Origin of the sequence: Mesorhizobium sp. B2-8-1, from assembly GCF_006440955.1 — a bacterium.
Lineage (GTDB): Bacteria > Pseudomonadota > Alphaproteobacteria > Rhizobiales > Rhizobiaceae > Mesorhizobium.
Genome location: NZ_VFTX01000002.1, coordinates 554288 through 575287 on the forward strand (window position 1 = coordinate 554288; position 21000 = coordinate 575287).

Sequence of the window (21000 nt, forward strand, 5' to 3'; positions counted from 1 at the left end):
TCCCGATCCGCGTTCGGCTGACCTGCCAGACGCGAAAATGCCTGCCGAGGAAGTCGCCTGCCGCGAGCGGCTGAGGGGTCTCGGTGTCGAATTCGAGGAGCACAAGGCTGAAAGCGATCGCGATATCGGCTGTTCGATCCCCTATCCCCTGGTGCTGAAGAGCCTTGGCAAGTCGATCGCCATTGCCCCGGGCGCCGAGCTCAATTGCGCAATGGCCGAGGCGGCGGCACGCTTTGCCGGCAACGTCATCCAGCCGGCGGCGAAAGCCGAATTCGGCACCGACCTGAAATCGATCGGCCAGGCATCGGCCTTTGTGTGCCGGCCACGCAACGGCACGCGCAAACTGTCCGAACATGCCTTCGGCAATGCGCTCGATATTGCCAGCTTCACACTTGCGGACGGCAGGACGATCGAGGTCGGCCCGGCGCCACCGGACAAGGACGCCAAATTCCTCGACGCGGTGCGCAAGGCCGCCTGCGGGCCGTTCAAGACCGTGCTGGGCCCGGGCAGCGATGCCGATCATTCGCTGCATTTGCACCTCGACCTCGAGCCGCGCCGCCACGGCGGTACCTTCTGCCAGTAGGGCCGGCTCAGAAGCGATGCCGCAATTCGGCCGCAGGCATGAACGCCGGCGCTGATTTTTCCTTTACCGTTGATCGTTAAAATCCCGCCTATCGGGAAAGGGACTGCCTATGGACGGGATATTTCGTGCCGCGCTGGCGCTTGCGCGGCAATCGAAACGCGCGCGCGCCGCTGCCGGCGGGGTGGCCGCCCTGCTTGCGCTGGCCGCGGTGTCGGCCTGCAACACCGGCAACGTGCTGGCACTGGAGCCGGCCGTCGATGTCGGCGCGCAGACCGCGGCCGTGCCGCAATATTCAGGCATGCAGCGGCTGGTTCCTTCCAATCCCTACATGACGCAGGCCGCCTATCCACGCATGGACGAGCCGATGTCGCCGGTCGAGCAGATGCCGGCCAGCGAGACCGACTGCCGTCAGCAGCTGAGGCGCCTCGGCGTCACCTTCACCGACCTGGCGCCGATCCATGAAGGCCAGTGCGGCATCGACTATCCGGTGAAGGTTTCGGCCATCGGCAGCGTCGAGATGAACCCCGCCGCGACGCTGACCTGCGACATGGCCGCCAGCTTCGCCGCGTGGACGAAGAACGAGCTCGTTCCTTCCGCCCGCTGGCGCTACTTCTCCGGCGTCAGGACCATCCACCAGGGTTCCAGCTATTCCTGCCGCAACATCGCCGGCGAAGGCGTGCTGTCGGAACACGGCAAGGGCAACGCGCTCGACGTGATGAGCATCGAACTCAACAATGGCGACGACATCGACGTGCGCAAGCCCGGCCTGTTCGCCTTCCGCACCCGCGGCTTCCTCAACAATGTGCGCGCCGACGGCTGCCAGTATTTCACCACCGTGCTCGGCCCCGGCTACAACTACGACCACCGCAACCATTTCCACTTCGACATCAAGAACCGCAAGAGCGGCTATCGCGCCTGCCGCTGATCCCTTTGCCTGGCGGCGGCTTCGCGGCGTACAGTGACGTCGTAGAACTCGAGCGGCATCGATGAGCCAACGAAGCTTCCGACGACGCGCTGCGACCTGGCTGGTGTTGCTCATGGCGACCTATCTGGGGCTCGCCTATGTCGCCGCGCCGGAATTCTGGACGTTTCACGATCGCGGCTTTCGCAGCCAAAGCTTCGAGATGGTGACGCACACGCCGCAAGGCATTCCGGGCGACCCCATCAATATCGGCCTGATCGGCACGCAAAAAGAGGTTGTCCACGCCTTCGCCGTCGCCGGCTGGGATACGGCCGACGCCATTACATTGAGGACAGCGATCGACATCGGCGAAAGCGTGCTGTTCTCGCGCCCCTACCCCGATGCGCCCGTCAGCCGGCTGCTGTTCGAAGGCCGCGCCCAGGATCTTGCTTTCGAGAAGCCGGTCGGCGGCAGCGCCGACCGCCGTCATCATGTGCGCTTCTGGCAGACCGATGCCACGGGCGACGATGGCCGTCCGCTATGGCTGGGCTCGGCCAGTTTCGACCGTGGCGTGGGCCTGAGCCACGACACCGGCGCCATCACCCATCATATCGGCCCCGACATCGATGCCGAACGCGACTTTCTTATCCAGGATTTGACTGCCGCCGGAATGCTGATCTCAACCAGCGACCTGGAAGGCATCGGCGCCACCACGCACGGGCGCAATGGCGGCGGCGACCCCTATTTCACCGACGGCAAGGCCGTGCTCGGCGTGTTGAAGCAACTGCCATGATGCCTGAAGTCAGCTCGTGGCGATCACGACCTTGCCGAACGGTCCCTTCTCCAGATGCTGGAAGGCCTGCGCCACCTCCTCGAAACCGAAGACCTTGTCGACCACCGGCCGGATGCCGAGCACCTCGATCGCCTGGTTCATCCGCTCGAAGGCGCGGCGATGGCCGATCGATATGCCCTGCACGACGATGCGATTGCGCAGGAACGGCACGATCGGAAAGCTGAGTTCCATCGAGCCCAGCAGGCCGATGACCGACAGGCGGCCGTCGGCGGCCAGGGCATCGAGCGATCGCCGCGCATTGTCGCCGCCGACCATCTCCAGGATATGGTTGACGCCGGTTCCACCCGTCAGGTCACGCGCGGCTTCGTCCCATGCCGGCTGGGTGCGGTAGTTGATCACTTGCCAGGCGCCGAGTTTCCTGGCCCGCTCAAGCTTGTCGTCGCTGCTCGAGGTAACGATGGCGCGCACGCCGAAAGCAGCCGCGAATTGCAGTGCAAACAGCGACACGCCGCCGGTGCCCTGGATGAGAACGGTCTGGCCGGGCACCGGCTTCGTCGCCTCCGCCAACGCAAACCACGCCGTCAGCGCCGCGATCGGCAGCGTCGAGGCCTCGGCGTCGCTGAGCGAAGGCGGCGCCAGCACGACGGCATCCTCGTGAAGCAGCACGTAGTCGGACAAGGTGCCGGGCAGTGACAATCCCAGCGTGTGCTGGTGAAGCACCGGCGGCGCATCGCCGTCAGGCCAGTCGGCGATCACTTGGCCCAGCACGCGTTGCCCGGCCTGGAAGCGGCTGACGCCGCCGCCGACCGCCACGACCTCGCCCACCGCATCCGATGTCGGCACGAAGGGAAAGACGAGGTCCGGGATCAGCACCCCGTCTAGGATCATTCGATCCTTGTAATTCAGCGATATGGCCTTGATCCGCACCAGCAGCTCACGAGGCCCGGGTGCGGGTACCTTTCCCTGCGCCGGTTGCAGCTTGGACAGGCCAAAACCGGTCATTTGCCAGGATCTGTTGATGTCCCTGTTCATCTCGTCTGCTCCGGATTGAGTTGCTGGCGAGATCTTTACGTCATTCCACTATGGAAAAAAGTGCTTCTATGTGGCATAATTGGAAACGAATTGAAGATCATTATTCTACAATAGCACAGCCATGGAATCCGCCGATCTGCAGGGCATTGTCGCCTTCGTTCAAACGATCGAAGCCGGCAGCTTCACCAGTGCGGGAGAACGGCTGCGCGTGACGAAATCGGCGGTCGGCAAATCGATCGCACAGCTGGAGCATCGGCTTGGCGTGCGTCTGCTCAATCGCACCACCCGCAGCCTGAGCCCGACAAGCGAAGGCCTCAGCTATTACGAAGCCTGCGTCAGGGCGCTGTCCGAAATCGAAGCCGCCCAGTCGCTGCTTGCCGCGCACCGGCAAGTGCCCTCGGGCCGGCTTCGGGTCGATTTGCCGTCGGCCTTCGGCCAGCGCTGCGTTACCCCAGTTTTGTTCGACATTTCCAAGCGCTTCCCCGATCTGGCGATGGAGATCTCCTTCAACGACCGTCGCGTCGATCTCATCGAAGAAGGCATCGACCTGGCAGTTCGCATGGGCGAGCTCGATGACAGCCTGTCGCTCGCGGCGCGGCGGCTCTATGTCCAACGCTCGTGCGTATTGGCCGCCCCCGCCTACCTCGAGGAGCACGGCAGGCCGCGAACGATCGAGGAGCTCGCCGCTCATAAGCTGATCGGCTACACCCGTAACGGCGTCGCCCATCCCTGGACCATAAGGCACGCCGACGGCCAAATCGGAAAGTTCACACCGCGGGCAAGGCTGGTCCTCGACAATGGCGAGCCGATGCTCGACGCCGCCCTTGCCGGCTGCGGCATCACCTTCCTGCCGACATGGTTGGCGGCGGACAGCCTCAGGAGCGGTGCGCTCGAAATGGTGCTGTCGGACCGCCTCGTCGAAAACATTGCCGTCCACGCCGTTTGGCCGGTGACGCGAGCAGTGACGCCGAAGGTCCGCGTCGTAGTCGATGCGCTGGTCGAGCATTTTTCGGCGCCGCCCTGGGATGCCGCCTGACGGGGCCGCATGCGCTGTCATCTTCCTGAAAACGGCTGCTGACTATTTTCCAATCCAGCACGGCAATGCTATTGACCCCTGATGCTATATGTTGAAATCGCCACCGTGGTCGTCCTCATCTGCGTGAACGGCCTTCTGGCAATGTCCGAGCTTGCCATCGTCTCGTCGCGGCCGGCCCGCCTCAAGGCAATGATCGATCGCGAGGTTAAGGGCGCCGGCCGGGCGCTTGCGCTTGGCTCCAACCCCGGCAAGTTCCTGTCCTCGGTACAGATCGGCATCACCCTGGTCGGCGTGCTGTCCGGCGCCTTTTCCGGCGCCACGCTCGGTGAAAGGCTGGCGCAGTTCCTGGCCTCGAACGGCATCCGCGAAAACATCGCCGATCCGCTCGGCGTCGGCATCGTCGTGGCCATCATCACCTATGCCTCGCTGATCATCGGTGAGCTCGTGCCCAAGCAGATCGCGCTGCGCGACCCCGAGCGGGTCGCCGTGCGCGCCGCCCCGGCCATGACCGTCCTCGCCACCGTCTCGGCGCCGCTGGTCTTCCTGCTCGATATTTCGGGCCGCGCCGTGCTTTGGCTGCTCGGCCAGCGCGGCGAGAGCGAGGAGAAGGTTACCGACGAGGAGATCAAGATGCTGGTCGCCGAGGCCGAGCATCACGGCACCATCGAATCCGACGAGCGCCGCATGATCGCCGGCGTCATGCGGCTTGGCGACCGCGCCGTGCGCGCCGTCATGACGCCGCGCACCGAGGTCGACTGGATCAACCTCCAGTCCGACGATGCGACCATCCGCAAGCTCCTGATGGACACGCAGCATTCGCGCCTGCCCGCCGGCGACGGCGGCGTCGACGCCATGATCGGCGTCGTCCAGACGCGCGACGTGCTCGCGGCATTGCTGGGCGGCCGCGCGCTCGACCCGCGTCGGCACGTGCGCACCGCGCCCATCGTGCACGATCAGGCCGACGCGCTCGACGTGCTGCAGACGCTGAAGGAATCCGACGTGCCGATGGCGCTGGTGCATGACGAATACGGCCATTTCGAAGGCATCGTCACACCCGCCGACATCCTGGAGGCCATCACCGGCGTCTTCCGTTCGGACCTCGAAGCCGGCGAGGAAGAGAATGCCGTCAAGCGCGACGACGGCTCATGGCTGCTTGCCGGCTATATGCAGGCCGACGAGATGGCCGAGGTGCTGGGCATCGACTTGCCGGAAAACCGCGACTACGAGACCGTCGCCGGCTATGTGCTGTCGCACATGCACCATCTGCCGGCGACCGGCGAATGCGTCGACGCGCAAGGCTGGCGTTTCGAGGTGGTCGATCTCGACGGCCGCCGCATCGACAAGCTGATCGCCACGCGCCTGCCCAGCGGCCACCGCGAAGTGGTGCGCTGACTGTTCGAACGTTGCCTCGAGTCAAGCGGTCATTGGCCGTCCGTCCGCGCCTACTGCTCCGTGAAGGCGCGGGCGAACGAATCGAGCATCGGCCGCGCGAGATATTCCAGGAAAGTCCGGTCGCCGGTGCTGATGAACGCCTCGACCGGCGTCCCGGGATAGAGCTGCTCGGGCTTCACGCGGGATGGCAGGGCGTCGATCTTCAGCTTCGCCCGGAAATAGGGTTCACGCGTAGCCTCGTCGATCAGCCGATCCGCGGAAACCTGTGTCACGGTGGCTGGAACCTCGGGCGTGAGCCGCGCGTTCAAGGCGGACAATCGCAGTTTCGCCGGCTGGCCGACGCGTACCTGATCGATGTCCTTCGGCCGCAGCTTCGTGTCCACGACCAACCCCGATGCCGTCGGCAGGATTTCCATGATCTTTTCGCCCGGGGCAATTACGCTGCCCTTGGAATTGTAGGTCGACGACACCACGATGCCCGCTGCCGGCGCCTTGATTGTCGTGCGCCGCAGCACCGCCGCGGCCGCCCTGATCTGTTCCTCGACGTCGGCCAGGTTGGAGCGAACCTCGTCCAACTTCGTCAGCGCCTCCTCCACCCGTTGCGTGGTCAAGCGCTCGGTCTGCTCCTGCGCCTCGACGATCTGGGTGCTGGCCGATGCAAGACTGGCCTCCAGCGCTCCCGCCTGGCCGACGAGGTCGGCTTCGCTGCGCAGAAGCTGGGAGTATTCGGTGCGGTTGGTCAGGCCTTTGTCCAAAAGGCTGGTCTTGATGCCGAGCTCCTTTTTCACCACGTCTACCTGCTGCTGGATGGCTTGTTTCTGGGCGTTCAATCCCACCACGGACTGGCGATGCATGGCGACCCGCTGCGCGAGGATGGATCGTTCCGACCGGAACCGGGCGAGCCTGGCGTCGAATTCCTTCTGCTGTTCGCGAACCAGCATTTCGAAATCGTGCTGAAGCGGCGCCGGCGCCGCTGTTGTGATCGGCGCCAGCCTGTCCAGCCCGTCCCGCTCCGCCTCTAGCCGCGCCGCACTTGCCCTGAGCGCGATCGACTGCCTCGTCAGCCGGTTGAGCTCGGCCTGCGCGGCGGTTGGATCCAGCACGATCAGATCCTGCGCCTGCCGCACGCGATCGCCTTCGTGGACCAGCAACTCTTGGACGATGCCGCCCTCGGGGTGCTGGATGAGGATGTTCCCGCCCATCGCCGAGATCGTGCCTTGCGTGATCACCGCGCCGGACAAGGGGGCATAGGCCGCCCAATAGCCGAAGCAACCTGCAAATATCGCTATCGCCGCATAGCCGCCGAATGCCACGCGCCCTGTGTCGGTGCGTGGATTGCGTTCCCCGGCGAGGCTGTGCACTGCCATCATCTACGATCCAAAGCGGGTTTTTTGCGGGGCGCTGCGGAGGGTCGTGGCGAACGACCCCGTCACCACTGTATTCTGCCGGGAAGAATTGCCGGCGAGCGGCTGCCGCAGCAAATCGCTGCTCGGGCCGAAGGCTTCGATCGCGCCGTCGCGCAGCAGCATCACGCGGTCGCAGGCCGCTGCGATCGAAGGGCGGTGCGTGATCACGATCAAGGTAATCCCCGCCGACCGCGCATCCGAGAGCACCGCTTCGAGCGCCGCTTCGCCGGCGCCGTCGAGATGAGCGTTGGGCTCGTCCAGGACGAGAATTCTGGGGTTGCCGTACAGGGCGCGCGCCAGCCCGATCCTTTGGCGCTCGCCGCCCGACAGCGCCCTGTCAGAGAGACCGATCATCGTCTGGTAGCCGTCGCGCTGCGTCAAAATCAGTTCATGGGCCTGGGCACGCTTTGCCGCCTCGACGATCGAGGCGTCATCCGCGTCGGGGTCGAAGCGGCCGACGTTCTCCGCGATCGATCCCGGGAACAGTTCCACCTCCTGCGCGAGATAGCCGATATGCCTTCCAAGCTGCTTTTCGTCCCAGGTCCTGAGATCGGCACCGTCGATCCTGACCGAGCCGCTGACCGGTTGGAGCGCACCGACAAGCAATCTGGCGAGCGTCGATTTGCCGGCTCCGCTCGGGCCGACGATCGCCACCGCCTCGCCGGCCCCGATGTGGAAATTCAGCCTCTTGACGATGGGCGGACCGCCGGGCGTATTCGGCGCGACGTAGATCAGATCCTGCGCCGAAATCGCGCCTGACGGATCAGGCAAGGCCAGTTTTTGCACCGCGGACGGACGTGCCGAAAGGGTTGCCTCCAGCCGTTTCCACGATCGTCTGGCGTCGACGATCTGCCGCCACGAGCCGATCAGTTGGTCGAGCGGCTGCAGCGCGCGCGACGATACCAGGGAAGACGCGAATATCATCCCGGCCGTCATCTTGCCTTGCAGGACCAGCCACGCACCCACGCCCAGTATCGCCAGCTGCAGCATCATCCGCACCGCCCGCGACGTTCCGCTGAAGATCGCATTAGCCGTCGACGCGCGGTCGTGAACGATCAGCGCTTCGGCGACGTGCTTTCCCCAAGCCCGCGCGGCGTTCTGGACCATGCCCATGGCGCGCAGCGTCTCGGCGTCGCGGGCAAAGGCCTGCTCCGACTGGCTGGCGACCGCCGAACGTCGTGAAAACAAAGCGTCGTTCCTGCCGATGGCAAGCTGGGTTGCCAGGACCAGTGCAAGCAGCATCGCCACGCCAGCCAGGGTGAGCCAGAACAGGACGGGATGGATCAGGTAGAGCAGTCCGAGGAAGAACGGAGCAAACGGCAGGTCGAACAGGACCGCCACGCCGCGCGACCTGATGAAGGCGCATACCGAGGCGAGATCACGCAATGGCGACAGACCTGCGGAGGCGTGGTCGGCGCCAAGCGAAGCGGCGAACGTCTCCGCCCCGAGCTTGCTGTCGATGCTGGCCGCGACGCGCTGCGTGTAAATGGAGCGCACCGCGTCCAGAAAGCCCAGAAAGACCAGCGCGAGAACCGCGATGACCGACAGGTAGACAAGCGTCTCGACATTGGAGGAAGGCAGGACCCGATCATACACCTGCAACAGATAGAGCGGGATCACCAGCAGCAGGACGTTGATCAGCAACGAGAAAACGCCGACATCGGCGATGGCGCGCCACAAGACCGCCCGCAGACCTGACTGTCCCATCGTTCCCGCGCTCCCTTGGCGGCTCATGTCCCGAGACATCGGCGCTCAGACCGAGTGGTCGCCCGCAACGTCCAGGGGGTGGTGCTGCAGGTCATCCAGCGTATAGGCGCGGATATAGTCGATCTTCATCTCCGCCGGCGTGGCGAGATGGTCGGGAGGCGCGCCGGCAAAACCGCCGACGGCTAGATCGGCCAGCATGTACATGGGCGTGTGCATGTCGGACGGCGTCGCGGCTTCGGCGACCTTTACGCCGTCATAGGTCCAGACGAGCGTATCCGGTGTCCACAGCAGGCCATAGGTATGGAAGCCGTCGGTGTCCGAAACATTCACCGAGGAAGAGACCTTGGTGTGCTGTCCCGTCTCGTTCGTGTGCGCCGTCATGATGAGCGTGTTCGGATCCTGCCCGCGCGCTTCCAGGACGTCCAGTTCCGGCGGCCACGAGCCGTCTTCCGGCAGCAGCCAGAAGGCCGGCCAGGCTCCGGCCGTTTCGGGCAGGTCCGCCCGCATTTCGAAATAGCCGTAGGTTTGCGAGAAGCTTTCGTGGGTCGTCAGGATGCCCGAGGTGTATTCGTAATTGTTGATCAGTGGCTTGATGTCTTCGGGCGCTTGCGCCGCGGTGATGGTGAGCACCCCGTTTTCCACGCTGAACGGGTGGACTGAGCTGGTCGGGCCGTAATTGGCGTCGATGTACCATTGCAGCTCCCCATTGCTGCTCAACGTGCTTCCGTTCGGCGCTCCCCACCAGAAGTTGGAATTCCAGGTGCCATCATGGCCGTTCCAAAGGCTGAGCGTGTTGAAGTCGTCGGAAAAGGACAGCGTCATTCCGGACTTGTCGATCGGCAGTTCGAACTGGCTGGGCGCCAGCTTGTCCACCGTCGTGTTGTTGAAGACCAGCACCTCGTCGGATCCGAGGTTCAGCAGAAGGTTCGCTCCTGCCTGGGTCATATGTGCCTTGACGTCGTCGAAAGACATGAAGTCGTAGCCATTGAGGCGGACCGTGTCGTCCGCGCCGAAATCGGTGATCAGGTCGCTTCCATTGCCCTTGGTGATGATGAAAGTGTCGGCGCCGCTGCCGCCGATCAGCACGTCGTTGCCCTGACCGCCATCCAGCGTCTGATGGCCCGAGCCACCCTTGATGATGTTGTCCAACGCATTTCCGAACGCATAGCGATTGTTGCCGGTGACGACGAGATTCTCGAAATTGTCGGGGAGCTTGTAGCTCATCCATGTGTCGATCGTGTCGATGCCAGCCCCGGGATCCTCCACCACCTTGTTGTTGGTGGAATAGAGGTGATAGTAGTCGTCGCCCGCGCCGCCATAGATGGTGACGTTGACGCTGGCGTCCCCCCAGAAGGAGTCGTTGCCGGAGGTGCCGTGCAATTCCGGCCCGGATCCGGTCGCCGAGAACCAATGGGTGGACGTGCCCGTGTAGGGGAGAGGGATGCCTTTGGCGTTCACGACGGTGCTCATCAGGAAATCCTTTCCTCGCGCCTGTTCAGGTCATTCGAAACGGCAACCGCTTACGGAGCAACGTTGCCATGCACGATGTCGTTCCAGGAGCTTGCCACACAGTTCAGCATTACATCGACTGTTGGGTGACATTTTTCGAAACGAAAGCACTAGAGGCCAAGAAATGGTCTATAAATCGTAATGAAGTCAGTAAAACTTTTAATAAAATTTTCGCTTATACCGAGAAAACGGCGATATACTTGCTGCCACGCCTGGCGTAGGTCACAAAAAAGCGATTCCGGCTTTCTGGCGGGCCGTAACATTGCCGCTCTGGAGCGATGGGCGAATTCGAGGGCTGGCGCATCGAGCGAGGGAACAGGCCTCGGGCCGGCGGCGCAGTGCCTGCTATTTGTCGCAGGGGAACACCGTCAAACCGCGGCTTCGATCGGTTCGGAAAGCTTCGGGTTCGAGCGCGAGGCGATCAGGCAACTGGCCACGATGAGGCCCGCTCCCGCCAGCGTGGTCCAGGTCACCGCCTCGTCGAAGAAGAACCACCCAAGCGCAATCGCCCAGATGAAGGCGGAGTATTCGGTCGGGATCAGATATTGCGCTTCGGCGCGCGCGTAGGCCCAGCTCATCAGGAATTGGCCGGCGAGCGAAAGCGCCGTCACCCCGGCGAGAGGAAGCCAGAGCTCGCTTGGCAGCGCAATGGCAAGCCAGGGTGCCGCGAGACCGAGGATGACGGCAACGCAAAGGTTCTGGAACAGCATGATTTCGATCGGCTTGGCCAGCAGCGCCTGTTGCCGCGCGAGGATCAGATTGTAGGCGTAGAACACCGTCGATACCAGCACGGCGGCCGTGCCGAGCAGGGCATCCTCGGCATAGGTCGCATGCCCGAACTGTCCGGCTATTATGATTGCGACGCCGGCAATGCCGGCCAGCGATGCCCAGATCGCCTGTCGCTGTATCCGTTCGCCCAGCAACAGTGCGGCCAGCAGGAGCGCAAACAGCGGCGCCACGAAACTGAGGCCGATCGCCTCCGCCAGCGGCAGCCTGGCAAGCCCCCAGAAGAACGACAGCAAGACAATGCCGACAACAACGGCACGCAGCGCATGCAGCCTCAACACGGAAAGGGCGGGAAATGAACGCGACCCTGCCGACCAGCCGGCGCCCGCGACCACGGTTGCCAGCATGCTGCGCCATAGCACCGTGTTGTAGACGCCCACGGCAATGACCAGAACCTTCATCGCTGCATCCATCCCCGACAGAAGGAAGATGCCGAGCGCGCACACCAGCACCGGGATCATGGGGGAAACGACGCCTGCCAGGCTGGATGACTTCACGGGGCTTTGCTCATGTGCTGGATCGCGGCCGGATATATCAGGGCAGAACGGCCGAGCCAGATGGCAGCTCCGCCCATATGGAGGGCCAACCCGTATCGGTCCGGCATCGCGCGAAAGCAACCTTCACAGCTCCACGCCTCAGCCCGGATAAGCCGCATTTCTGGGCGCCTACAGGACGCGAGAGCGCTTCCCGATGCTGATCGCTGGACCTCGCTTCGCTCCGATGATGTTCAATGAACCAGGCGTCGGCTTCCAGGTCGGCGGCGAACTATACGCCGTGGACGATCGCGCCTTGGCAAACCTCGACAGGATCGAATCCGTTGGCAAGCCCGGAAATTTGCGCGTGCTGATCGAAGCAGAGCCTGTCGATGGCGGGCCGCCTGTCTCGGCATATGTCTACATGAAATCCCGGCATCTCGCCGCGCCGATCCACTCCCGATATCTCAAAGACTACAATGATCGGCGCTTCGCGCTTTCATGGGGTGGCTAGAACAACTCCAGGAAACGTGCATGGCGTTTCCCGCCTGGTTCGGCTTTTCTGCGACGCCAAGTGGTTTCACCTCGCCACTGATGCTCCGGCACGTTTTAGCGCCAAGGGATTTTGAGCTAAGGTGACGCATCACCGATGCGGCATAGAGCATTCTCATGACTGAACGTACCGGCGCCGGAGACAGCAACACGGCAGTCGCAAGCGATCCTGCCGACGACGATCCTCGCCTGGCATTTATCTATCAGGAGGCGGTGCGAGGCCTCAATCATCAGCAGAATCTCGTCGAGAACATGAACACGCGCGCGGGCAGCCTCATCTTCGCCACCGCGTTTGTAAACTCGTTGCTTGGCGCAAGGGCGCTTTCCGACGGGCTCGGGCTCTGGGATTGGATCGCAGTGGCCCTGCTGTTCGGCATCGGCGGACTGATCGTCTTCCTGCTTTGGCCCTATCACAAATACACGTTCCGCTTCGATCCGGAAGAGCTGCTCCATCAATATGTCGATGGCGACAGGCCGCTGAAGATATCGGCCATGCAGCGCGCGCTTGCCCTTCGCATCAAGGCCGACATGGCCAGCAACTGGCGCATCATCCAGCGGCTTCGGGTAGCATTGCAGATCGCGCTGGTTCTTTTGTTGTTCGATATCCTCGCCTGGCTGTTCGCGATCGCCGGCGTTTGACACGCACGATTTTGGGCCGAAGGCTATTTCCATCCCCAGCGGATTGCCCTGCAGCCCGACACTAAGGCATCAGCACGACCTTGCCGATCGAGCGGTGCTCTTCGAGCAGGCGATGCGCCTCGCCGGCTTGGTCGAGCGGAAAGCGCCCGCCAGTCGTGACGACAATGTCGCCGCTGGCAGCCAGATCGAAAAGCTCCGAAAGGCTCGCTCTCAGCACTCCAGGGGACAGCAGCGGGAGCAGCGCGAAGCCCTTCAACGACTGATTCCTGCCGATCATCGCCTCAAGCCGGGCAACGCCAAGCGCATAGCGGCCAAGTGCTGCAAACACGAGCTCGCCACCGGGCGCCAGGATATCGAGGAAGTCCCCGGTCATCGCTCCGCCGACGGTGTCATAGATCGTATCGAGACCACCCTGCGCCGCGTCTCTGGTTTCGGCCACCCAGTCTCCGGAATGACGATCGATGGCGATGTCGGCACCATGCGACATGGCGACGTCGAGCTTGGCCTTGCCGCCGGCGAGCCCAATGACCCGGCGCGCGCCTTGGCGCTTCGCCAACTGGACGAGCAGCGAACCGACCCCGCCCACGGCGGCGGGAACCAAAACCGTCCTGTTCGCCGGCGGACTTTGCCGCAACAGATGAAAGGCGGTCAGCCCCTGCACCATCAACGCCGTCGCCTCCTCGAACGAAAGCGGATCCGGCAGGGGCACTGCCAAGCCTGCGTCGATCGTCACATACTCGGCATAGCCGCCAAAAGAGCGTGTCGAGGCAAACAAAGGCGCGGCGATCCGGGTCCCGATCAGCGTATCGTCCGCCCCTTGCCCGACGGCCTCCACGACCCCCGCCGCCTCGACGCCGGGAACCATCGGCAATTGCGGCGTCACCGCATAACGATCCGCGCGCATCAGCACCTCGAAGAAGTTGATGCCGGCGGCATGAACGCGGATCAGCACCTCGCCGGCCTGCGGCTCCGGTGTCGGCAGGTCGACAGTCTCCAGCACCTCGGGGCCGCCGAAACGGCTGAATTGTGCGGCTTTCATGGCAAACTCCGATCGCTATGGCATCGGCCGCAGTTTGCCACTATCTGCGAGACCTCGACTACACACTTATTTGTCCCCTGCTGACCAGGTGGTGACCATGGCCGGAATAACCAAGAGACTGCCGTTGCTGCCGGCGGAGCGTGCCCTGAAAGTGATCGCAGGGCGCTGGAAGGCGGTCATCCTCTACCATCTCTTCGACGGCCCAAGGCGGCTGACCGCACTCAAGGCGCTGATGCCGGGCATCACCCAGAAAGTGCTGATCCAGCAGCTCCGCGAAATGGAGGAGCACGGTCTCGTCAGCCGCGAAATCTTCGCCGAAGTGCCGTCGCGCGTCGAATATTCCGCCACGCCGCTCGGCCTCAGTCTCGAGCCCATCCTGCTGGCGCTGTGCCAATGGGGCCAGCACCACGCCGACGAACTGAACGAAAAGCATCGCCTTGCCGACTGCGTCATCCGGCCACGGCCAGGGCGGGACGAGCAAGCAGCCTTTCGCAATTGAAAAGGGCGGCGCAAGCGCCGCCCCACATCCTTGGGAGGATGATTTCGAGGCGGTCAGGCCGCCTTGATTTCCTCGTCTATGGCGTCGGCCTGGCGCGCGGTCTTGAGCGCCTTGGCCCACCAGGCGACGTCGTTGACGAGCGCGGTCGCGGCCTGGTTCAGGTGCTCGATCTCCTCGAGCTTCTTCTCGCCCTGGCGCACCGCGAGGAAATCGCCCCAGGCGATATGGACGGCCGACTTGACCGGCGCCATCTGCAATTCGACCGCGTGGAGGCGCAGCTGCTCGACAGCGCGGGCACCGCCGACGCTGCCATAGCCGACGAAGCCGGCCGGCTTCTTGTTCCATTCATTGGCGGCGTAGTCGATGGCGTTCTTCAGCACGGCCGTCGGGCCGTGATTGTACTCGGCGGCGGTGAAGATGAAACCGTCATATTCGGCGACCTTCTTCTGCCAGCGCTGCGCCACCTCGTTGGTCGATGGCACCCAGGCGGAGGATGCGACCTCGTCGAAGAAGGGCATCGGGAAATCGCGCAGGTCAACGACATCGACCTCGATATCGGCATGCGATTTGGCGATCTTAGCGATCCATTGGGTGGGCACGTCGGCGAAGCGCGCGGCGCGTGTCGAACCGACGATGATGGCGATCTTGGGTTTGGACATAGGGGCTCTCCTGGTAAGCAATTCCTGGGCAGGTAAGACTGGTATCGTTTGGATACCGGGGCTATATGAGTTCCTGTCAACTTCATGCGCAAGGAGGCACCTTTTTGTTACTGAGGAACCCGCACAACACCGAAGACTGCCGTGCCGTTTCGGAAATCCTGCAGCGCGTCGGCGACAAGTGGACCGTGCTCGTCGTCGGCAAGCTCGGCGACGGACCGCTGCGCTTCAATGAGCTGCGCGCGGCTGTCGGCGGCATCTCGCAGAAGATGCTGACCACCACCTTGCGAGGGCTGGAACGCGACGGTTTCGTCACCCGCACCGTGTTCCCGACCATTCCGCCGCGCGTCGACTACGAGCTGACCGAACTCGGCCATGAACTGCTGGTCCCCGTCAGCGCGCTCGGCGAATGGGCGCGCAGGAACACCACGCGCGTGCGGGCCGCGCGTGCGAAATTCGATGGCCTGCATGGCTGAAATTCTACAGTCGTTCAGCAATCATTGACTGATTGTCTTCGTGTCCGCACCGCCGCCGCAGGGCTGAAAGACAGTTTCACAGCGGTCCCAGGCTTTAGCTTTCGGCCGGAACGGCCTTCGGCTTGCCCTCGCCGTCCAGCGCCACCATGACGAAATCGGCGTGCGTGACCTTTTCCATCAGGTCGGAGAGATAGCGCTGCGCCCAGGCCTCGACCTTGAGCGTCATCGAGGTGCGGCCGACGCGCTCGACATGGGTGTAGATGCACAGCGTATCGCCGATCTTCATCGGCTTGGCGAAGGACATCTCCTTGACCGCCGCCGTCACCACGCGGCCCTTGGCGCGCTCGGCGGCGCGGATGCCGCAGGCCAGGTCCATCTGCGCCATCACCCAGCCGCCGAAAATGTCGCCGGCGGCATTGGCATCCGAAGGCATGGCCAGCGTGCGCAGCGTCAGATCGCCGACCGGCCGCCCGTCCGCGTAATGCGCCATGCGAGTTATCCCCAGAGATTGACTGCCCTGATCCCGTATCGTCAAGGCGCCAACGCGTCAACGCGAGACGATCGCGATCCACGGCTCGGACCTTCATTTCGAGTCCCCCCGCAAGGGCTCGCGGCCTTCTAGAAATAGCGCTCGAGGTTCGCTCGAATGCGATCCAGAACAGTATGCCCGGAAACGTCGGGGACGAACGTCTTGCCGGTGATGGCCTCGTAAGCCTGCGCATAGACTTTGGAGGCCTGTTCGACGATCTCATCCGGGATTTCCGGAATAGGCTCCCTGTAGGGATCGCAGCGCGCCGTCACCCACGATCGGATGAAATCCTTGTCGAAACTTTCCGGCCGAGTGCCGTTCGCCAGGGCCTGTTCGTAACTCCCGGCGATCCAGTACCGGCTGCTGTCGGGCGTGTGGATTTCGTCGGCCAGGATGATCGTCCTGTTTTGGTCGATGCCGAATTCGTATTTCGTGTCGGCGAGGATCAGGCCGCGTTCGGCGGCACGCGCCTGGCCGCGGGCGAACAGGTTCAAGGCGTAATCCGAGACGGTGTCCCACTGCGCCTGGGTGAGCAGGCCCTGTTCGATGATCTCGGTCCTGGACAGCGGCTCGTCATGGTCGCCATGCGCGGCCTTGCTGGTCGGCGTGATGATCGGTTCGGCCAGCTTCTCATTGTCGCGCAGGCCGTCCGGCAGCCGCATGCCATACATGTCCCGTTCGCCGCGACGATAGCGGGTCAGGATCGAGGTGCTGGTGGTGCCCGCCAGATAGCCGCGCACGACGACCTCGACCGGCAGGATGTCGAGCCTGGTGCCGACGACGACATTCGGGTCGGGATATTCGAGAACATGGTTCGGGCAGATATCGGCGGTTTCCTCGAACCAGTACCGCGCCGTCTGCGTCAGGACCTCGCCCTTGAACGGGATCGAGGTCAGGATGGTGTCGAAGGCGCTGAGGCGGTCTGTGGCGATGATGATGCGCCTCCCGTCCGGGAGGTCGTAATTCTCGCGGACCTTGCCCTTGTAGTGACCCGGCAGTTCGGGAATGAAAGCATCCGACAGGACACGCATGGGATCTCCTGCCTTGCGCAGATTGGCCGATGTCCTCGCATAAGCTGTCGACCCCATGCGTATCAAGCGGGATTGTTAAGGGTTCCCCGCAACTGGATCCGGCATCGCGGTCGCTTTTTTCACAACGCATGCCGGAAGGCCCAGCGACGCGGCAAGCCCGCCCCGTCTAGGCTGCGGCCAGATTTCCGGAGCCGGCCATACCCATCATGCAGACCTACGACTTCATCATCGTCGGCTCCGGCTCGGCCGGTTCGGTGCTCGCCGATAAATTGTCGGCCTCGGGCCGCTTTTCGGTGCTTGTGCTCGAAGCCGGCGGCAGCGACCGCCGCTTCTACGTGCAGATGCCGCTCGGCTACGGCAAGACCTTCTTCGATCCCACGGTCAACTGGAACTACAAGACCGAGCCGGATCCCGGTCTTGGCGGCAATGTCGACCACTGGCCGCGCGGCAAGTTGCTTGGCGGGTCCAGCTCGATCAACGCCATGGTGTGGATCCGCGGCGCGCGCGAGGATTTCGACGACTGGCGCGACGCGGGCAATCCCGGCTGGGGCTATGACGACCTGCTGCCGGCCTTCAAGGCGCTGGAGGACAATGAAGCCGGGGCCGATAGATGGCGTGGCAGAGGTGGCCCGCTGCACATCAGCGATACGTCTGATGCCGTCCACCCGCTGGCGAAGCGCTACCTCGCCGCCGGCCAGCAGGCCGGACTGCCGTTCAACTCCGATTTCAATGGCGCTGCCCAGGAAGGCGTCGGCGTCTACCAGATCTCGACCCGCAACGGCCGCCGCATGTCGGCCGCGCGCGCCTTCCTGCGCCCGGCGATGAAGCGCGCAAACGTCCGTGTCGAGACCAACGCGCTGGCAAGCCGCATCCTTTTCGAAGGCAAGCGTGCGGTCGGCATCGAATATCTGCAGAAGGGCCAGACGAAGACGGCCCGCGCCGGCCGCGAAATCATCCTGTCCGCCGGCTCGATCAACTCGCCGCAGCTTTTGCAGCTCTCCGGCATTGGCCCGGCGGCGCTGCTCAACGGGTTTGGCATCCCGGTCATTCACGCCAACGAGAATGTCGGCGCCAATCTGCAGGACCATGTCGGCATCAACTACACCTTCAAGGGCAGGCTGCCGACGCTCAACCAGATCCTGCGTCCCTGGTGGGGCAAGCTCATGGTCGGCATGCAATACATCCTGACGCGTTCTGGCCCGCTGTCGCTGTCGATGAACCACGGCGGTGGCTTCTTCCGCACCGACCCGGCCTTTTCGCGCCCCAACATGCAGCTCTATTTCCAGGCGTTTTCGACCGTCATCCCGAAGAGTGGCGAGCGCCCGATCCTGACGCCGGACCCTTGGCCTGGCTTCTCCATCGGCTTGTCCAACTGCCGCCCGTCGAGCCGCGGCGAGATCATGATCCGCTCCAGCAATCCGTTGGACCATCCCAAGATCGTCGCCAACGCCTATTCGACCAATGCCGATGTCGAGGAGATGCTGGCGGCGGTGAAATTCGTGCGCAAGATCGCCTCGATGCCGGCTATGGCCGAGATCATCGCGGAGGAGGTTTTGCCAGGCCCATCAATCACTTCGGACGCCGACCTGATCACGGATTTCAGGAAACGCTCCGGCACCGTCTATCATCCGGTTTCGACCTGCCGCATGGGACCCGATCCCGCGCGCGCCGTGGTCGATCCGCGGCTCAAGGTACATGGGCTAGAAGGCTTGCGCGTGATCGACGCCTCGATCTTTCCCGACAACATCACCGGCAACACCAACGCCGCCTCGATCCTGACCGGATGGAAAGGCGCCGAACTGGTTCTGGAGGACCAAGAATGAAGATCACCGACGTCAAGACCTGGGTTGTCGGCAATCCGCCGCCCGGCATCGGCGGCAAGTATTTCATCTTCGTCAAGCTTACCACCGATGGCGGCGTGGTGGGTTACGGCGAGGCCTACAACGCCACCTTCTCCGCCCATGTCACGGCCAGGATGGTCGAGGACATGGCCGAGCGCTATCTCCTCGGCCGCGATCCGCACGACATCGAGAATTTCTTTCGCCGCGCCTATTCCTCCGGCTTCACGCAGCGGCCCGACGTGTCCGGCATGGGCTGCTTCTCGGCGCTGGAAATGGCCTGCTGGGACATTATTGGCAAGGAAGCGGACAAACCCGTCTACAAGCTGCTCGGCGGCCAGGTGCACGAGACGCTGCGCTCCTACACCTATCTCTATCCGCATACCGGCAGCGTCCATTCCGAGGACGCCCCGGACGGCAGGAATGTCTACAACGACCCCGAAATGGCGGCGGCCTGCGCGCTCGAATATGTCGAGCAGGGTTTCAATGCCGTCAAGCTCGACCCGGCCGGCCCCTACACCGCCTTTGACGGCCACCAGCCGCGCCTGCTCGACATTGATGTCTCGACCCGCATGATCAAGGCGATCCGCGAGGCGGTCGGCACGCGTGCCGACATATTGTTCGGCACGCACGGTCAGTTCACCGCCTCCGGCGCCCTGCGCCTGGCGCGCGCCATCGAGCCTTATGACCCCTTGTGGTTCGAGGAGCCGGTGCCGCCCGATATGCCCGAAGTCATGGCGCAGGTCGCCCGCGCGACCTCCATCCCGATCGCCACCGGCGAACGGCTGACGACCAAGTTCGAATTCGCCCGCGTCATCGAGAACCGCGCCGCGACCATATTGCAGCCGGACCTCGGCCGTTCGGGCGGGATTCTGGAAACCAAGAAGATTGCCGCCATGGCCGAGGCCTACCACATCCAGATCGCGCCGCACTGCTATTGCGGCCCGATCGTCGGCGCCGCCAACATCCAGTTGGCGGTAACGCTACCCAACTTCCTGATCCTGGAATCGCTGAAGCAGTGGGACGGTTTTCACGCGACGCTGCTCAAGAAGAAGATCGAGTGGCAGGACGGCAATGTCATCCCGTCAAAGGAGCCCGGCCTCGGCGTCGAACTGAATGAAGACGTCTGCGACGCCTATCCCTACACCGGCAAGGACCTGCATTTGCAGATGATGCAAACGCCGCTGATGCCGTGAGCGAACGCTACGCCTTCATCGGCCTTGGCCATCTCGGCGGCAAGCTTGCCGCCAGCCTGGTGCGCAACGGTTTTGCCGTCACCGTGTTCGACCGGGAGCCCACCGCCGTCCAGCGCCTCGTGGCGCTCGGCGCTATTGCTGCCGGCAGCCCCGCCGAGGCGGCTGAGCGGGCGGGCAATGCCATAACTTGCCTGCCGTCGCCGAAGGCCAGCGAGGCGGTTCTCGCCGGGCCTGTTGGACTGCTCAACGGCCTCCCCGCCGGCGGCACCTGGATTGAGATGTCGACCAATGGCCGCGACGAGATCGTGCGCCTCGCGGGCCTCGCCTCGGCCAGGGGAATCGAGACCTTGGAATGCCCGGTCACCGGTGGCGTGCATCTGGCGGCGGCCGGGAAAATCACCGCGCTGGTCGGTGGCGATGCCGCCCTCTACGAGCGTCATCGCCCTGCCATCGATGCGATGTGCGCGAAGTCGTTCCTGATGGGCCCGATCGGCTCGGCGGCGGTGATCAAGGTCATCACCAACATGCTGGCCTTCATCCATCTCGTCGCCGCCGGTGAGGCGCTGATGCTGGCTAGGCAAGGCGGGCTCGACCTCGCCCAAGCCTATCACGCCATCGTTGCCTCCTCCGGCAACAGCTTCGTCCACGAAACCGAAAGCCAACTCATCCTGAACGGCTCCTACGACATCGGCTTCACCATGGACCTGGCGCTGAAGGACCTCGGCTTCGCGCTGGGCATGGGTCGGGATTTCGGTGTGCCGGTGGAACTGGCATCGCGCGTCAATGCGATTTTCGAGCAGGGCAAGGCGGCTTACGGCGGCGGCGCCTGGTCGACCCAGATCGTCAAATTGCTCGAGGACGCTGTCGGCGCCGACCTGCGCGCGCCCGGTTTTCCGTCCAAACTGGAAATCTGAATCCGGGAAACTT

At 63.7% G+C, this 21000-nt stretch carries 21 protein-coding genes; 12 read left to right on the forward strand and 9 right to left on the reverse strand.

Going from position 1 to position 21000, the window contains the following annotated elements; all coding sequences use genetic code 11:
- Nucleotides 1-37 precede the first annotated feature (37 nt).
- From FJ428_RS30615 to FJ428_RS07025, 3 genes are all read left to right on the forward strand, one after another.
- The gene (locus FJ428_RS30615; RefSeq protein ID WP_224518879.1) at nt 38-583 is read left to right on the forward strand and encodes an extensin family protein; all 546 of its coding nucleotides are present in this window, start codon (nt 38-40) and stop codon (nt 581-583) included.
- Nucleotides 584-692: 109 nt separating this feature from the next.
- Entirely contained in the window at nt 693-1508 is an 816-nt protein-coding gene (locus FJ428_RS07020) for an extensin family protein (protein WP_140879126.1), read from the forward strand.
- A gap of 61 nt (nt 1509-1569) precedes the next feature.
- Nucleotides 1570-2277, forward strand: a complete 708-nt coding sequence (locus tag FJ428_RS07025) for an LssY C-terminal domain-containing protein (protein ID WP_140666121.1) — start codon at nt 1570-1572, stop codon at nt 2275-2277.
- Between the two features lie 9 nt (nt 2278-2286).
- On the opposite strand, the gene FJ428_RS07030 is transcribed toward FJ428_RS07025, so the two are convergent.
- Entirely contained in the window at nt 2287-3309 is a 1023-nt protein-coding gene (locus tag FJ428_RS07030) for an NAD(P)-dependent alcohol dehydrogenase (protein WP_140879127.1), read from the reverse strand.
- A gap of 121 nt (nt 3310-3430) precedes the next feature.
- Between FJ428_RS07030 and FJ428_RS07035 the strand changes: the two genes are divergently transcribed.
- Together FJ428_RS07035 and FJ428_RS07040 are read left to right on the forward strand one after the other, a co-directional pair.
- Nucleotides 3431-4345, forward strand: coding sequence for a LysR family transcriptional regulator (locus tag FJ428_RS07035; RefSeq protein WP_140879128.1), 915 nt, complete (start codon nt 3431-3433; stop codon nt 4343-4345).
- 81 nt (nt 4346-4426) lie between these two features.
- Complete coding sequence (locus tag FJ428_RS07040; RefSeq protein ID WP_140516828.1) at nt 4427-5737, forward strand: hemolysin family protein; 1311 nt, start codon at nt 4427-4429, stop codon at nt 5735-5737.
- A gap of 50 nt (nt 5738-5787) precedes the next feature.
- On the opposite strand, the gene FJ428_RS07045 is transcribed toward FJ428_RS07040, so the two are convergent.
- The 4 genes from FJ428_RS07045 to FJ428_RS07060 all read right to left on the reverse strand — a co-directional run bounded on the left by FJ428_RS07045 (nt 5788) and on the right by FJ428_RS07060 (nt 11606).
- The gene (locus FJ428_RS07045; RefSeq protein WP_140879129.1) at nt 5788-7104 is read right to left on the reverse strand and encodes an HlyD family type I secretion periplasmic adaptor subunit; all 1317 of its coding nucleotides are present in this window, start codon (nt 7102-7104) and stop codon (nt 5788-5790) included.
- Nucleotides 7105-7107: 3 nt separating this feature from the next.
- A complete protein-coding gene (locus FJ428_RS07050) occupies nt 7108-8850 on the reverse strand; it encodes a type I secretion system permease/ATPase (protein WP_140495973.1) in 1743 nt (580 codons plus the stop codon).
- A gap of 45 nt (nt 8851-8895) precedes the next feature.
- A complete protein-coding gene (locus FJ428_RS07055; protein ID WP_140624111.1) occupies nt 8896-10320 on the reverse strand; it encodes a family 16 glycosylhydrolase in 1425 nt (474 codons plus the stop codon).
- 407 nt (nt 10321-10727) lie between these two features.
- A complete protein-coding gene (locus FJ428_RS07060) occupies nt 10728-11606 on the reverse strand; it encodes a DMT family transporter (RefSeq protein ID WP_140516990.1) in 879 nt (292 codons plus the stop codon).
- A 196-nt stretch (nt 11607-11802) separates the two neighbouring features.
- On the opposite strand from FJ428_RS07060, the gene FJ428_RS07065 reads away from it, so the two are divergent.
- Together FJ428_RS07065 and FJ428_RS07070 are read left to right on the forward strand one after the other, a co-directional pair.
- Complete coding sequence (locus FJ428_RS07065; RefSeq protein WP_224518910.1) at nt 11803-12132, forward strand: gamma-glutamylcyclotransferase family protein; 330 nt, start codon at nt 11803-11805, stop codon at nt 12130-12132.
- A 155-nt stretch (nt 12133-12287) separates the two neighbouring features.
- Entirely contained in the window at nt 12288-12809 is a 522-nt protein-coding gene (locus FJ428_RS07070; RefSeq protein WP_181167232.1) for a hypothetical protein, read from the forward strand.
- A gap of 61 nt (nt 12810-12870) precedes the next feature.
- On the opposite strand, the gene FJ428_RS07075 is transcribed toward FJ428_RS07070, so the two are convergent.
- Complete coding sequence (locus tag FJ428_RS07075; protein ID WP_140879132.1) at nt 12871-13848, reverse strand: zinc-binding dehydrogenase; 978 nt, start codon at nt 13846-13848, stop codon at nt 12871-12873.
- Between the two features lie 97 nt (nt 13849-13945).
- Between FJ428_RS07075 and FJ428_RS07080 the strand changes: the two genes are divergently transcribed.
- Nucleotides 13946-14347 (forward strand): helix-turn-helix domain-containing protein, encoded by a 402-nt coding sequence (locus FJ428_RS07080; RefSeq protein ID WP_140560633.1) that lies wholly within the window; start codon nt 13946-13948, stop codon nt 14345-14347.
- A 53-nt stretch (nt 14348-14400) separates the two neighbouring features.
- Here FJ428_RS07080 and FJ428_RS07085 read toward each other — a convergent pair whose 3' ends face one another.
- Nucleotides 14401-15006, reverse strand: a complete 606-nt coding sequence (locus tag FJ428_RS07085; RefSeq protein ID WP_140495977.1) for an NADPH-dependent FMN reductase — start codon at nt 15004-15006, stop codon at nt 14401-14403.
- 104 nt (nt 15007-15110) lie between these two features.
- On the opposite strand from FJ428_RS07085, the gene FJ428_RS07090 reads away from it, so the two are divergent.
- Nucleotides 15111-15479, forward strand: coding sequence for a helix-turn-helix domain-containing protein (locus FJ428_RS07090; protein WP_181165214.1), 369 nt, complete (start codon nt 15111-15113; stop codon nt 15477-15479).
- A 94-nt stretch (nt 15480-15573) separates the two neighbouring features.
- On the opposite strand, the gene FJ428_RS07095 is transcribed toward FJ428_RS07090, so the two are convergent.
- Complete coding sequence (locus FJ428_RS07095; RefSeq protein ID WP_140879134.1) at nt 15574-15969, reverse strand: acyl-CoA thioesterase; 396 nt, start codon at nt 15967-15969, stop codon at nt 15574-15576.
- Between the two features lie 128 nt (nt 15970-16097).
- On the reverse strand, nt 16098-17039 hold the full coding sequence (locus tag FJ428_RS07100) for a phosphoribosylaminoimidazolesuccinocarboxamide synthase (RefSeq protein WP_140879135.1): 942 nt from the start codon (nt 17037-17039) through the stop codon (nt 16098-16100).
- Nucleotides 17040-17245: 206 nt separating this feature from the next.
- Between FJ428_RS07100 and FJ428_RS07105 the strand changes: the two genes are divergently transcribed.
- The 3 genes from FJ428_RS07105 to FJ428_RS07115 are packed head-to-tail and all read left to right on the forward strand — an operon-like array spanning nt 17246 to nt 20987.
- Nucleotides 17246-18862, forward strand: a complete 1617-nt coding sequence (locus FJ428_RS07105) for a GMC family oxidoreductase N-terminal domain-containing protein (RefSeq protein WP_140879136.1) — start codon at nt 17246-17248, stop codon at nt 18860-18862.
- Nucleotides 18859-20073 carry a mandelate racemase/muconate lactonizing enzyme family protein gene (locus tag FJ428_RS07110; protein ID WP_140556051.1) on the forward strand — a complete coding sequence of 405 codons (1215 nt, stop codon included), beginning with the start codon at nt 18859-18861 and terminating at the stop codon, nt 20071-20073. Before FJ428_RS07105 ends, FJ428_RS07110 begins: the two co-directional genes overlap by 4 nt.
- Complete coding sequence (locus FJ428_RS07115) at nt 20070-20987, forward strand: NAD(P)-dependent oxidoreductase (RefSeq protein ID WP_140495982.1); 918 nt, start codon at nt 20070-20072, stop codon at nt 20985-20987. The genes FJ428_RS07110 and FJ428_RS07115 overlap by 4 nt, the downstream gene beginning before the upstream one ends.
- The last annotated feature ends 13 nt before the right edge of the window (nt 20988-21000 follow it).

Excerpts from the sequence above, each read along its gene's own strand:
- FJ428_RS07035 (WP_140879128.1), top strand. The coding sequence starts at position 3,431 with ATGGAATCCGCCGATCTGCAGGGCATTGTCGCCTTCGTTCAAACGATC.
- FJ428_RS07020 (WP_140879126.1), top strand. The coding sequence starts at position 693 with ATGGACGGGATATTTCGTGCCGCGCTGGCGCTTGCGCGGCAATCGAAA.
- FJ428_RS07045 (WP_140879129.1), bottom strand. The coding sequence starts at position 7,104 with ATGGCAGTGCACAGCCTCGCCGGGGAACGCAATCCACGCACCGACACA.
- FJ428_RS07055 (WP_140624111.1), bottom strand. The coding sequence starts at position 10,320 with ATGAGCACCGTCGTGAACGCCAAAGGCATCCCTCTCCCCTACACGGGC.
- FJ428_RS07030 (WP_140879127.1), bottom strand. The coding sequence starts at position 3,309 with ATGAACAGGGACATCAACAGATCCTGGCAAATGACCGGTTTTGGCCTG.
- FJ428_RS07080 (WP_140560633.1), top strand. The coding sequence starts at position 13,946 with ATGGCCGGAATAACCAAGAGACTGCCGTTGCTGCCGGCGGAGCGTGCC.
- FJ428_RS07050 (WP_140495973.1), bottom strand. The coding sequence starts at position 8,850 with ATGGGACAGTCAGGTCTGCGGGCGGTCTTGTGGCGCGCCATCGCCGAT.
- FJ428_RS07025 (WP_140666121.1), top strand. The coding sequence starts at position 1,570 with ATGAGCCAACGAAGCTTCCGACGACGCGCTGCGACCTGGCTGGTGTTG.
- FJ428_RS07100 (WP_140879135.1), bottom strand. The coding sequence starts at position 17,039 with ATGCGTGTCCTGTCGGATGCTTTCATTCCCGAACTGCCGGGTCACTAC.
- FJ428_RS07060 (WP_140516990.1), bottom strand. The coding sequence starts at position 11,606 with ATGATCCCGGTGCTGGTGTGCGCGCTCGGCATCTTCCTTCTGTCGGGG.
- FJ428_RS07040 (WP_140516828.1), top strand. The coding sequence starts at position 4,427 with ATGCTATATGTTGAAATCGCCACCGTGGTCGTCCTCATCTGCGTGAAC.
- FJ428_RS07105 (WP_140879136.1), top strand. The coding sequence starts at position 17,246 with ATGCAGACCTACGACTTCATCATCGTCGGCTCCGGCTCGGCCGGTTCG.
- FJ428_RS07095 (WP_140879134.1), bottom strand. The coding sequence starts at position 15,969 with ATGGCGCATTACGCGGACGGGCGGCCGGTCGGCGATCTGACGCTGCGC.
- FJ428_RS07110 (WP_140556051.1), top strand. The coding sequence starts at position 18,859 with ATGAAGATCACCGACGTCAAGACCTGGGTTGTCGGCAATCCGCCGCCC.
- FJ428_RS07075 (WP_140879132.1), bottom strand. The coding sequence starts at position 13,848 with ATGAAAGCCGCACAATTCAGCCGTTTCGGCGGCCCCGAGGTGCTGGAG.
- FJ428_RS07085 (WP_140495977.1), bottom strand. The coding sequence starts at position 15,006 with ATGTCCAAACCCAAGATCGCCATCATCGTCGGTTCGACACGCGCCGCG.
- FJ428_RS07070 (WP_181167232.1), top strand. The coding sequence starts at position 12,288 with ATGACTGAACGTACCGGCGCCGGAGACAGCAACACGGCAGTCGCAAGC.
- FJ428_RS30615 (WP_224518879.1), top strand. The coding sequence starts at position 38 with ATGCCTGCCGAGGAAGTCGCCTGCCGCGAGCGGCTGAGGGGTCTCGGT.